Source organism: Burkholderia sp. Nafp2/4-1b, assembly GCF_003635165.1.
Taxonomy (GTDB): domain Bacteria; phylum Pseudomonadota; class Gammaproteobacteria; order Burkholderiales; family Burkholderiaceae; genus Burkholderia.
On record NZ_ML058597.1, the window covers coordinates 734,000 to 747,017 of the forward strand.

9 protein-coding genes are annotated in these 13,018 nt (G+C 67.6%); 2 read left to right on the top strand and 7 right to left on the bottom strand.

Annotated elements, in window-relative coordinates; genetic code table 11:
- Positions 1–104: 104 nt before the first annotated feature.
- A complete protein-coding gene (locus C7H84_RS03465) occupies positions 105–1,769 on the bottom strand; it encodes an acid phosphatase (RefSeq protein ID WP_121857426.1) in 1,665 nt (554 codons plus the stop codon).
- A gap of 440 nt (positions 1,770–2,209) precedes the next feature.
- Here C7H84_RS03465 and ftsH point away from each other — a divergent pair, with 440 nt between their 5' ends.
- A complete protein-coding gene (ftsH, locus tag C7H84_RS03475; protein WP_121857428.1) occupies positions 2,210–4,180 on the top strand; it encodes an ATP-dependent zinc metalloprotease FtsH in 1,971 nt (656 codons plus the stop codon).
- Positions 4,181–4,331: 151 nt separating this feature from the next.
- Positions 4,332–4,799 (top strand): OsmC family protein, encoded by a 468-nt coding sequence (locus C7H84_RS03480; protein ID WP_121857429.1) that lies wholly within the window; start codon positions 4,332–4,334, stop codon positions 4,797–4,799.
- A gap of 26 nt (positions 4,800–4,825) precedes the next feature.
- Here the strand turns inward: C7H84_RS03480 and otsA are convergent, their stop codons facing one another.
- The 6 genes from otsA to C7H84_RS03505 all read right to left on the bottom strand — a co-directional run bounded on the left by otsA (position 4,826) and on the right by C7H84_RS03505 (position 12,873).
- Entirely contained in the window at positions 4,826–6,232 is a 1,407-nt protein-coding gene (gene otsA / locus C7H84_RS03485; protein WP_121857430.1) for an alpha,alpha-trehalose-phosphate synthase (UDP-forming), read from the bottom strand.
- Between the two features lie 170 nt (positions 6,233–6,402).
- A complete protein-coding gene (locus C7H84_RS36180) occupies positions 6,403–6,612 on the bottom strand; it encodes a hypothetical protein (RefSeq protein WP_162999193.1) in 210 nt (69 codons plus the stop codon).
- A 394-nt stretch (positions 6,613–7,006) separates the two neighbouring features.
- Positions 7,007–9,034: a TonB-dependent receptor gene (locus C7H84_RS03490; protein ID WP_121857431.1), complete on the bottom strand. Its 2,028-nt coding sequence runs from the start codon at positions 9,032–9,034 to the stop codon at positions 7,007–7,009.
- 557 nt (positions 9,035–9,591) lie between these two features.
- Entirely contained in the window at positions 9,592–11,046 is a 1,455-nt protein-coding gene (locus C7H84_RS03495; protein WP_121857897.1) for a sialidase family protein, read from the bottom strand.
- A gap of 481 nt (positions 11,047–11,527) precedes the next feature.
- Positions 11,528–11,959: a MarR family transcriptional regulator gene (locus tag C7H84_RS03500; RefSeq protein ID WP_121857432.1), complete on the bottom strand. Its 432-nt coding sequence runs from the start codon at positions 11,957–11,959 to the stop codon at positions 11,528–11,530.
- A complete protein-coding gene (locus C7H84_RS03505) occupies positions 11,956–12,873 on the bottom strand; it encodes an alpha/beta hydrolase (protein ID WP_121857433.1) in 918 nt (305 codons plus the stop codon). Before C7H84_RS03505 ends, C7H84_RS03500 begins: the two co-directional genes overlap by 4 nt.
- Between the last annotated feature and the right edge of the window lie 145 nt (positions 12,874–13,018).

Consider the following 13,018-nt stretch of genomic DNA (forward strand, 5'->3'; position numbering starts at 1 on the left):
CACGAAGCGCAACACGAAGCGCAACACGAAGCGGATGGCGACGACGCCCCGGGCAACCGCGTTGCACCGGGGCGTCGTCGTTTCAGCGAGACGTCGGACGATCGTCAGCCGAACTCGAGCGCGTTCGTCAGGTCGCCCGGCGGCGTCGCGCCGCGCGACGCGAACGCCTTGTCGCGCGCGGCGACGCCGTCGAGCGGCGCGAGCCCGTGCACGCGGCTGATGAAGCGCAGGATCGAGTTCGTGTCGTACATCGTGTGGTCGACGTAACCTTTCTTCGCGAACGGCGAGATCACGAGCGCCGGAATCCGCGAACCCGGGCCCCAGCGATCGCCGACCGGCGGCGCGACGTGGTCCCACCAGCCGCCGTTCTCGTCGTGCGTCATCACGATCACGGTGTTCGCCCACTGCGGGCCGCGCCGGATGCGTTCGATCACGTGCGCGATGTGGCGATCGCCCGATTCGACGTCCGCATAGCCCGCGTGCATGTTCAGGTTGCCCTGCGGCTTGTAGAACGTGACGGCCGGCAGGCGGCCCGCGTCGATGTCGGCGATGAAGTGGTTGGTCGTCGGCTCGTCGCCGAGGCCCGCGTCGCGCAAGTGCTTGCGGCGCGCTTCGGTGCCCGGCGCGTAGTTCACGAAGTAGTTGAACGGCTGATGGTGGTACTGGAAATCCGGCACCATGCCGGTGTCGCGGTGCTCGAGCGCGTACTGCCACGCGCCGCTGTACCACGCCCAGTCGACGTTCTTCTCCGACAAACGATCGCCGATCGTCGCATGGCCTTGCGGCGGGATCACGCGATGGTCGGCCGGATCCGCATACGCGGCGTTGCCCGGATCGGCCGGCGGCACGTAGCTCGGCTGGTACGGCGGCGCCATCGTGTTGACGCCGTAGCCGTCGGGCGTCAGCGGGCCGTCGACCGCGAACTTCGGCGGGCCCTCGAGCGCGGACGCGGGCGAATCGGCGGCGAGCGTCAGGCGCGTGCCGGCCGGGTCGTTGCCGTCGACTTTCGACAGCAGCTTCGCGGCATGCGGATGCTTGTGCGCGTCCGGATACCGCGGCGGCTGCGCGGAAATCAGGAACATGTGATTCAGCCACGATCCGCCGAAGGCCGCCATGAAGAAGTTGTCGCACAGCGTGTATTGCCGCGCGAGATTCCACAGCCGCAGCGTGTCGGCGGAATTGCGGTAATGGCCCATCACGAGGCCGCCCGAATCGGCCCACGCGGCGAACTGGTTGTTGCGGCCCGCGGCGATCTGCATCTGGTTCTGGTAGAAGCGATGCCACAGGTCGCGCGTGATCACGCCGTTCGGCAGCGGCTGGCCCTGCGCGTCGGCGATCCGGAACGGTGCGTTCGGCAGCTTGTCGATGTCGCGCTCGGCGACCGCGTAGCGCTTGCCGTCCACTTCCTGCGCCTGCGGCACGAGCCCGCCCCAGATCTTCGGCAGCGTCGGCAGCGGCGTCTTGCCGTCGCGGTCGAGCTGCTGCGCGTGCTCGGGCTTCACGTCGCTCAGCGGATACTGGACGCCGGGGAAATCGCCGTACAGGTTCGTGAAGCTGCGGTTTTCCGCGTAGATCACGACGATGTGGCGCACCTGCCGGCGCAGCGCTTCGTCGAGCCGCAGGTCGGCGGCGGAGCGCGGCGCGCCGCCCGGCGTGGTCTCGCAGCCGCCGAGCGCGACGCCCGCGCCAAGCGCGGCGAGGCCGCCGAGCATGCGGCGGCGGTCGGGATCAACGGGCAGGTCGTCGGGGCGATCGGGGGTGTCGTTCACGTCGTGTGCTCCTCGAATGGGCGGTTGTCGTTCGATGCGCGGCAGCGTCGCACAGCCTGCCGCGACGCGGGACGGCACGCAACAGCCGGCGTTGCGCGCAGCGCGCGATGGCCGCCGATACCGGCTGTCACAAAAGTGTCACGAATGCGACTATAACGCGGCCGACAGCCTCGTTGAAAGGTGTTTGTCGGAGACGATGCGCGACTCCCGCGCGCGAACTAGACTGGAATCACGGGCGGCACGTTGCGGCGTGCCGTCTGCCGCGAACGGCGCCGCGCGGCGTATTCGCGGTGTCATTCATGCGATGAAACGAGGCGACGATGGCACGGATGCGTTGCGTGCGCGCGTGGCTGCGGATGCCGTACGCCGGCCAGGCGCGCGGGCAGGCGTAAGCGCGCGGCACGGCACGCACGGCACGGCCGCCGGCCCGATGGCATGTCATGGACAGGAAATTCGATTACGCAGGATTGCTGATCGCAGCGGGCTTCTTCGTGCTGTTCGCCGCGCAGCTGGTGATGCTGCGCCCGGCGTCGACGGTGATCGCGTACAGCGATTTCCATCGGCTCGTCGCCGCACGGCTCGTCGACGATCTCGAGATCGGCGCGACGTCGATCGCCGGCACGCTGAAGATGCCGCAGGCCGGCGCGATGCTGCCGGCGTCCGACGTCGCGGCCGTGAAGTCGGAGGGCACGCCGCCACGCTTCATCACCAATCGCGTGACCGACCCGCAGCTGATCGACACGCTGAGCGCGGGCGGCATCCGCTTTCACGGTACGTCCGACACGGGATGGATCACGTCCCTCGCGTCGTGGCTGGTGCCGCTCGTCGCGTTCGTGTTCATCTGGAACCTGATGCTGCGCAAGCGCGGCGGACTGCAGGATTTCACCGGGATGGGCAAGAGCCGCGCACGCGTGTACGTGCAGCAGGAAACCGGCATCACGTTCGACGACATCGCGGGCATCGACGAAGCGAAGGCCGAGCTGCAGCAACTCGTCGCGTTCCTGCGCAATCCCGATCGCTACCAGCGGCTTGGCGGCAAGATTCCGAAGGGCGTACTCGTCGTCGGCGCGCCAGGTACAGGCAAGACCCTGCTCGCGCGTGCGGTCGCCGGCGAGGCGGCCGTGCCGTTCTTCTCGATCAGCGGCTCGGCGTTCGTCGAGATGTTCGTCGGCGTCGGCGCGGCGCGCGTGCGCGACCTGTTCGAACAGGCGCAGCAAAAGGCGCCATGCATCGTGTTCGTCGACGAGCTCGATGCGCTCGGCAAGGTACGCGGCGTCGGCCCGATGTCGGGCAACGACGAGCGCGAGCAGACGCTCAACCAGTTGCTCGTCGAGATGGACGGCTTCCAGGCCGGCTCCGGCGTCATCATCATGGCCGCGACCAACCGGCCGGAGATTCTCGATCCCGCACTGCTGCGCCCGGGCCGCTTCGATCGCCATATTGCGATCGACCGGCCCGATGTCAACGGTCGCCGCCAGATCCTCGGCGTGCATGTGAAGCGCGTGAAGCTCGCGGACGACGTCGATCTCGGCGAACTCGCGTCGCGCACGCCGGGCTTCGTCGGCGCCGATCTCGCGAACGTCGTCAACGAGGCTGCGCTGCATGCGGCCGAACTCGGCAAGCCGGCAATCGGGATGGACGACTTCGACGAGGCGATCGACCGCGCGCTGACGGGCCTCGAACGCAAGAGCCGCGTGATGAATGCGCAGGAGAAGCTGACGATCGCATATCACGAAGCCGGCCACGCGCTCGTCGCGGAAAGCCGCGCGTACTGCGATCCGGTGAAGAAGGTGTCGATCATTCCGCGCGGCGTGGCCGCGCTCGGCTACACGCAGCAGGTGCCGACCGAGGATCGTTACGTCCTGCGCCGCAGCGAACTGCTCGACCGGATCGATGCGCTGCTCGGCGGGCGCGTCGCGGAAGAACTCGTGTTCGGCGACGTGTCGACGGGCGCGCAGAACGATCTCGAGCGCGCGACCGCGATGGCGCGCCACATGGTCATGCAGTACGGGATGAGCGAGAAGATCGGGCTGGTGAGCTTCGACGACGATGCGCGCGGCGGCATGCCGGGCGCGTGGCATGCGAACGAAGGCCGCTGCAGCGAGCACACCGCGCGCGTGATCGACGACGAGGTGCATACGCTGCTGACCGATGCGCATGCGCGGGTCGCGGCGACGCTCGGCGAACGTCGCGACGTGCTCGAACGGATCGCACAGCGGCTGCTCGCGTGCGAAGTGCTCGAGCGCGATACGTTGCAGGCGCTGATCGACGGGCGCGCCGTGCCTGACGCCGTGCCGCCGATGACCGATCGCGGGCCGGACACGAGCGTGCATGCGAATGCGCCGGAGCAGGCGTCGGCGGTCGAGCGGGATTTCGTCGCGTACGGGCCGCCGCGCGAGCCCGAGCGCTGAAGTCCGTAGCGTGCGCAGCCAGCGGCCGACCACGACCACGACCACGACAACGAACGCGTCGCGCCGCTGCCGTTGCCGTTGCCGCGATTCATCCTTGTCGGCGCGGCATTGCGCCGGCCGTTCTTTCCTTCTTTCCAGTCACGGAGTCGCCATGAGCGAGGCGCACGTATCGGTCGATGTCGCGCAGCATGCGCGTTTCAGTTTCGAAGTCACGTTTGCCGGCACCGAGCTTGCGCCGGTGCTCACCGACGAACCGCCGCCGCTCGGCGCCGGCCGAGGCCCGAACCCGGTGCGGTTGCTGGCCGCGTCGGTCGCGAGCTGCCTCGCGGCGAGCCTGTTGTTCGCGCTGGAAAAACAGCGCGTCGATCCGCAGCCAATCGCCGCGCACATCGACGTCGACATGGTGCAGAACGACGCGGGCAGGGTGCGCGTGGGCTCGATGGCCGTGGCGCTGTCGGTCGGCAAGGCGTGGGCCGATCTCGCGGCGGCGACGCGCATGCTCGACCGGTTCGACGCGTATTGCGTGGTGACCGAGAGCATGCGCGAGGGCATTCCGATTTCAGTGGCGGTGCAGGACGTGAACGGCGTGGTGCTCGATCGCGAGACGACCGGCGTGTGAGTGTGTGAGCGCGCGTGGCACGCGCGTCAGGATTCGGTCGCGGCAGCGACTTCCGCCGCTTCGGCGAGCGCATCGAGAAAGCGCGTGCGCCACCAGTGCACGTCGGTCTTGCGCACGATCGCCATCAGCGCGTCGTGACGCCGGCGGCGTTCCTCGAGCGGCATCGAGAGCGCGCGCTGGATCGCCTGCGCGGTGCCTTGCGTGTCGTACGGATTCACGAGCAGCGCGGGTTTCAACTGCTCGGCCGCACCCGCGAAGCGCGACAGCACGAGCACGCCCGGATCGGCTTCATCCTGCGCGGCGAGGAACTCCTTCGCGACCAGGTTCATCCCGTCGCGCAGCGGCGTGACGAGCGCGACGCGGCTTGCGCGATAGAGGCCCGGCAAGCGCTTGCGTGCGACGGTGCGGTGAATGTAGCGCATCGGCATCCATTCGAGTTCGCCGTAGTCGCCGTTGATCGCACCGCACAGACTGTCCATCTCGCGCCGCAGATCGTCGTATGCGCCGAGGTCCTCGCGGCTCGGCGCGGCGATCTGGATCAGCGTCGCGCGGTCGCGGTTCTCCGGATACTGTTCGAGCAACTCGCGGAACGCATGCACGCGCTGCGGCAGCCCCTTCGTGTAGTCGAGCCGGTCGACACCGACGAGCAACTGGCGGCGCGAATACTCGTCGCGCATCCGCTCGAACATGTCGATCCCGTCGCGATTCTCCGCAAGCGCAGTGAATTCGTCGACGTTGATGCCGATCGGGAACGCGCCGGCCGACAACGTGCGGCCGAACGCGCGCAGGCGACCGTCCGGCAGCCGCGCGGCGCCGGCTTCCGCTTCGACGTAGTGCTCGAAGTGCAGCAGGTCGGATTCGGTCTGGAAGCCGACGAGGTCGTACGCGAACAGCGAGCGCATCAGCCACTCGTGCTCAGGAATCGCGGCCATGATCGGCGGCGGCGGCATCGGAATGTGCAGGAAGAATCCGATCGGATTCGTGCAGCCCATCGCGCGCAGTTCGGCGGCAAGCGGAATCAGCTGGTAGTCGTGGACCCACACGGTGTCGTCGGGGCGCAGCAGCGTGCTGAGCTTGCGCGCGAACAACTGGTTCACGCGGCGGTAGCCGTCCGCGAAACGCCGGTCGAACTGCGCGAGATCGAGCCGGTAGTGGAACACCGGCCACAGCACGTTGTTCGAGTAGCCGAGGTAGTACGCGTCGTAGTCCTGCGGATCGAGATCGATCGTCGCGAGGTGGATGCCGCCGACGTTCTGGATCTGTACGTCGTCGCTCTGCGCGGGACGTTCGCCTTCACCGCGCAGCCTGCCGCTCCACCCGAACCAGACGCCGCCGGTTTCCTGCAGGCTGTCTTTCACGGCCACGGCGAGCCCGCCGGCGGCGGCTTTACGGGGATCTGCAATGCGATTGGATACGACGACGAGTCGGCTCACCAGCTCTCCTGCGAATGGTTGGGGACGGTTCGTGCGGCCAGGGCGCGAGGCGGACGCCGCCATCGACGCGAGGCGCGATGGGGCCGCGATACGAGCGGACGGGAATCAGGGCATGCGATTCGCCGTTCGATCGTGGAGTGCTTTTTAAGCATACTCGTCATTCGGCTGATTTAAAAGTGCATGACCCGCATCAACGGATCGGCGGATGCGGTGCGATGCGCGTGAATGCGGACGTATGGCGGGGCGGGATCGGAAATTGCGCGGCGCTTTAAAGGCAGGTTGTGCAACGCGGATCGGAGTGCACGAGAAGTGCGGGGCAGGTGGCGGCGATCGATTTGTTTGGCTGCGCCGGCATGGACCATCGCGATGGTTTCGATCAATGCAGATGCGTTGAGCAGATCGATCGAAGCGCGCGTTGGCGAAGCACGAGGATGCGCCGCGCGAACGTAGCAAACGCATGCAGCGCGTTGCGCGATGCGTGGCGTTTCAGGCCCGTACGCAAGTCCGTACGCGCGCCGTGATCGCTACATGCAGACGGTGTCGATGCGCAGCGGGCGGCGTATTGCACGATCGCGCGTCGTGGTATGTAACGTTCTCCCATTCGAGGTATTTGCGATTTTCGATTCGCCGATGAATGCCGGAATACGTTTGCGAAATATTGAGTGTGAACCGGTGCGCGCCAGCGGAATGAGCGGTACCGGTGAAGTGAAACCGGCACCGGCCGTTGCCGGCGCCGGATCATCCCCGCCGCGAGCGCGGCGGGTGGCGGGAAGGTCAGAACGTCGTGCGCAGACCGGCCATCACACTTCGGCCGCCTTGCGGTGCAAAGCCGCGCACGACCGAGGTGGCATAACGGATCTCCTGGTTCGTGAGGTTGTCGCCGCGCAGGTATGCGAGCCAATTCGTGACGCCGACGCGGAACTTGTACGTCAGCGTCACGCCGAGCGACGTATAGCCGTCGGTCGGGAAGTCGTTGTCGGGTACACGGTGCTGCGACCACGCATGCGTGACCTGTGCGCGCGCACCGAACGGGCCGTACCCGTAGTCCGCCGCGAGCGTCGCGCGCAGCGGCGCGATGCGCGGCAGCGGCTGGCCGGTGTCGACGTTGCGCGCATGCGTGTAGTCGGCGGTCAGCTCCAGGTCGACCGTGTGACCGCGCCGCGAGAACGCACGCCATTTGCCGTCCAGCTCGACGCCGTAGAACTCGGCGCGCACGCCGCGATAGATCGCTTCGTCGAGCGCATCGCCGGTGCCGGGCGCGACGGGCTCGCCGTCGGCGTTCACGCTGCGGCCGGTGTTGTACTCGGTCAGATAGTTCGAGAAGCGGTTGTAAAACACGCCGACGCTGCCGCGGTTCGGGCCGCTCGCATAGCGCAGCGACAGGTCGGTCGACACGGCCTTTTCCTTCGACGCGTTCGGGTTGCCGATCAGGAACTGGCCGGTCGCGTCGTGCGGGCCGTTCGAGTACAGCTCGTAGAAGGTCGGCGCGCGTTCCGTGTACGCGACGTTCGCCGCGACCGACCAGACAGGCGTGAGCGAGAACAGTGCGCCGGCCGACACGCTGCCGGCATTGAAGTCGCGCGGTTGCGCGCCCGCGAATTTCTCGACGCCGGCCGGATCGGGATCGACCTTCACGTGCTCGAGGCGCCCGCCGAGGCTCAGCTTCAGCGCCGGGTCGACCTGCCATTCCTCGAGGCCGAACAGTGCGACGCTGTTGGTGCGCGTGGACGGCACGAGCAATTCGTCGCCCAGCGCCGAGAACGTGTTCTGCCCGAACTGCACGCCGATCGCGCCTTCGAACGGGCCGATCCTGCGATGCCGCGCTTCGACGCGCGCTTCGTAGCCGCGATTGCGGAAGGTGGTCGCCGTCTCGCCGTTGTCGACTTCCTTGTGGCGATAGTCGGTGTACGCGAAGTCGAACTTCAGCTTCGTGAACGGGCCGTTCAGGTTGCGCACCTCGGACGCGAACGCGAGGCGTTCCTGGCGCATGCGCAGGCGCACGTCGTCCTCGGCGACGGAGCCGTAGTTCGACTCGTAGCCGTTGTACGACAGGCCCGCGAAGCCGTCGGCCCACGTGTACGACGCACCCACTGCGCCGCCGTGCACGCGGCCGTCGCTGTTCGGCACGTTGCCGATCGGCTGCGGCGTGTCGGGATCGTCGAGCGCGCGTTGCGCGCTGCTGCGCGCATAGCCGGGAATCCGCAGCTTGCTGGTTTCGCGATCGAATGCGTCGACATGGAACGCGAAGCGGCCGTTGCCGCCTTCGACCTGCGCGGCGCCTGCGCGCGTCGAATTCGCGCCGCCGTAGCGTGCGTCGAGCGCGCCCGTCACGCCTTCGATTGCTTCGCGCGGAATCCGGTTGTCGATCGTGTTGACGACACCGCCCACCGCATTGCCGCCATACAGCAGTGCGGCCGGCCCGCGCACGATCTCGACGCGCTCGATCGACAGCGGGTCCTCCGGCACCGCATGGTCATACGACAGCGACGATGCGTCGTACGCGGCGACGCCGTTCTGCAGCAGCCGGATCCGGTCGCCGTCCATCCCGCGGATGATCGGGCGGCCGACCATCGGCCCATAGGTGGTGGTCGACACGCCGGGCAGGCCGTTGAGCGTCTCGCCGAGCGAATCGGCCTGGCGGCGCGTCAGCGCGTCGCCGGACAGTTGCGCGGTCGGCGCGATCAAGTCGGTGTCGCCGAGGGGGTTCGCGGTCACGAAGATCGGCGCGAGCGGCGCGCCTTGCGCTGGCGTTGACGGCGCCGGTGTATCGGCCTGGGCGTGTGCGACGGCGGCGAACAGCATCAGCGGAACGGGCGAAAGCGGGCGAAGCGGTAGACGAGGAAGGTCGCGCATGGTCGGTGAATCGGTTGGAATCGGATCGGAAAGCGAGCCATGCGCATCGGAGTTCGATACGATATATTGTTGCATCCGTAGCGCGCTATGACACCGCAGCGACCCGTCTGGACATGACTCGGCGTAACCCGGCCACCGGGATGGAACGGTTTCAGGTGGGCGAGATCGCGAAATGATATGTTATATCATCTCAAATTCCAAGCGAATCGAAGCTGGTAGCAGGGTGTCTGTTGGACGGGGGCAATGGCGGCCAGAGCAGCAGGTGGACGCGGAAGCGCGGTGGTGGGCGGCTTTGGCAGGATTGCCGGAAGTTACGTGAAGCGGGGCGCCCGGCCGGGGCCGTACGACGCAAACTTCCAGCTGTTCCGATTGCGCGACCGGTAGCGACGGTCTTCCGCAGCGCAAATTCAAATTCGAACGCACGCGTCGGCCCGCACGACCCATCGCATCACGCATGAGGCCGCCGCGACGAATGACGCCGCGGCGGCGCGATACTCACGTGCGCGTCACGGCGCGAAGAACACGTCGGTGCGGTTCGTCAGGTTGCCCGCGTTGGTCTGGACGAACAGCGGATGGAACGACGACGACGGCAGCACGTCGAGCCCCTGGTAATCGCCGATGAAGAAGCCCTCGGCATTCGGCGCGAGCTTCATGTCGAACGGGCCGCCGACGCGCCGCTCGTCGGCGAACGTGGCGCCGCCGTCGTGCGAGATCTTGCGCCAGAACCCGGTCGGCAGCGTCGTCGTGTTGCCGGCCTGCAGATCGCGGAAGTCGTAGTGGGTGACCATCACCGCGCCCGCATTGTCGACGCGCACCGACGGATTGAACGCCGGCCGCCCGGTCGGCGTGTTGACCTGCAGCGGCGCGCTCCACGTCGCGCCGCCGTCCTTCGACGTCGAAAACGCGATCTCGTCGTAGTTGCCGCCGTTGAAGCGGCTGTCCTGCCACACGACGTAGAGCTGCCCCGATGCGGGATCGATCGCCGGTTCCGGAATGATGTCGCCGGTGCGTACCGGTTCGCCGGTGTTCGGGTCGGTCACGCCGGCGGTCTGCAAGCCGGCGATCACCTGAGGCTTCGTCCAGGTCGCGCCGTCATCGGTCGACTTGATGAACGCGACCTTGCCGGCCGCCTTGTTGAACGGCGGCTGGATCAGGTCGAAGAAGTTGTAGAGCGTGCCGGTCCTCGGGTCGACGACGATCTGGTTGCCGATCGTCTGCTGACGCGACGGCACATTGACGATGACCTTCGCCCGGCTCCATGTCTTGCCGCCGTCGACCGTCTTCGAGAAGAAGGTCGGCCCGCGATAGGCCTGCGTGTGCAGGTTCGCATACGGATTGCCGTTCGGCAGTTCTAGGCGGTCCCACACCGCATACGCCGTGCCGGCCTTCACCGGGTTCGCCGTGACTGATTCCTTGTCGTTGAAGAATTGCGTCGTCGGTTCGTCGTTCGCGATCAGCACGGCCGGGCTGCTCCATGTCTGTCCGCCGTCGGTCGATACCGACGCGGCGACCGCATTCGCGTTGTTCGACTGGTTGAACGAGATCGATACCGAATACGCGGTGCCGTCCGGCCCGAACGATACCCACGGATCGGACGCGCGCTCGTACTTGAGCCCCCCGGGCGCGCATGCGCTGAACGGCTGCGGCGTGCGTGCCCAGGTTGCGCCGCCGTCGAACGTGTAGCCGGCCACGAGCCCGTGGGCGCCGCCGTTCGACCAGCGGTCCTGCTGCCACACGCCGATCATGTTGGTCGGGTTCGCCGGGTTCACCGACAGCCACGGCTCGACTTCGGCGTTGACATAGTTCGTGCCGGGGCCGCCGATGGTGCAGGCGGCGAACGGACTCGGACCGGACACGGCCACGGGTTCGGCGTGCGCCGCCGCGGCGGCGACCATCGCCATCGCGGCGGACAGGCGGGTGAGGCGGATGACAACGGAGTGGGACACGATCGTGCGTCGCATGGACTGCTCCTCGTTGACGTGCGGCGGCGATGGCGCGGCGCGTCGACACGACGGCTCGAAGCGAACCGGCACGCGGCCATGCATGCCGTGCACCGTGTCGCGTCGGATCGTGTCGTTCAGGAGGCCGCTACGGTCATCGCAGACCGCGTATGCTGGATGCCGCCAGCACTTCGGTTAAGACTCCTCTTCATATTCATTGCTTGTCGGGTGCGTCTCTGGATGCGGACCCGACGGGAAGCCCAGTCCTTGCATACGACGAATGCGTCGAAGTGGATAGCAATGTAGGCGATTCGTCTGAGGCGCGGGAGGCAATTTTTTGTAACAGAGCGTAGCCGGAAAACGATGCCGGAGCGTCACGTCCGAAACGCAAAATTTTCCGACGCACAGGTGCGCTGAATCGAATCGAGAAGACGAATCGCAATCGCTTGCGATTGCAACATTCATGTCATCCGGTGTCGGTGGCGCACGGGGTGCGCGCCGCTCAGCGTTCGTCTGTGAAGCGGTCTTGCAACGCGTGTAGCCAGCGCGCGACGACGTCGAGTTCCGCGTCGGAAAAACCGTCGCACAGCTTGCCGTTCAGTTCGCGCAGCACCACGCGCGCGCGCTTGAGCGCCGCGTGACCTTCGTCGGTGAGGTACAGGCGCGTCGCGCGGCCGTCGTCCGAATCGGCGTGTCGCGCGAGCAGGCCGACCTTCGCCATCCGGTCGGCGAGCCCCGTCATTGCCGACGGCGCCAGTTGCAGCGCCGCACCGACTTCGCCGATCAGCGCGCCGTCCTGCTTCGCGAGACAGAACAGCACGCCGGCCTGCGCGGCGCTCGCGCGCGCCTCGGTTTCGGCCTTGCGGTCGACCCAGCGCTGAACGCGCCGCTGGCCGAGGTTCAACAGGAAAAACAGTCGTCGGTCTTCGCTCAAGCTCGGTTCCCGGCTGCAATGGAAAGGGACGGGCGACTGGCATCGCGCGGCGCGTCGAGCGCCTGCGCGAGCCAGTCGGCGACCGCGGGCCACAGCACGGCGCCGGGCCGGCTGCGGAAGAAGCCCATGTGCCCGACCGGTCCGCTGCCGGCGGCGCGCGGATCGATCTGGCGGCGCTCGACGGCCGCGCGGGTCAGGTAGCTTACCAGCAGGTCGATCGCGGGCCGGTTCGCCCACGGGTCGTCGTCGAAGCCGAGCGCGAGAATCGGCAACTGCTGTTTCGAGAAGCGCTCGGCCGCGCCGAGCGTCGGATCGTCGAAGAAGTAGCGCGGCAGCGTGGTCCACAGGCTCCATTCGCGGAACACGCCGGCAGGCAGATCCTCGCCGAGCCCGAGCCGCTTGCCGGGCACGTAGCCGAGCAGCGCGGACGCGAGCGGGCCGAGCACGCGCAGGATCAGCCGCACCTTCAGCCGCTCCGCCGCGCGGTCGATCAGCCGCGTGGTGCCCGCGTGCGCGGCGACCATCACGGCCGCGCGCAGGTGCGTGGTGGCGGCCGACAGCCCGATCGCGTGCCCGCCGACGCTGTGCCCGACCGCCAGCAGCGGAAGGCCGTCGTACGCGCCGCATGCCCATGCGACCGCGGCGCCGACGTCGAGCTCGACCCAGTCGCGCATGCGTGCCTGCAGCGCGCTCAGCCGCGCGGGCCGCGACGCGCCGATGCCGCGATAGTTGTAGGTCAGCGCCGCGAAGCCGCGCTCGGTCAGGAAGCGCGCGAAGCCGGCATACAGCCGCTCCGGCACGGCGGTGGCCGGATGGATCAACACCAGCGCGCGCGGCGCCGCATCCGGCGACCACAGCGTGCCGCGCAGCGTGTAGCCGTCGGCCGCGGAAAACTCGATGGGTTCTGACGTCATGGGCGTCCTCGTTCCGGGGAGTTATTTCGTATGCGAAATATAGTTCGTGAAGTATTTCGCGTGCGAAATATCTATCGAGGAACCATTCGAATGACCTCCTGCCGGAGGGAGCCGGCTGACGGCGTCGCGCCGTGGTGGTAGCTTC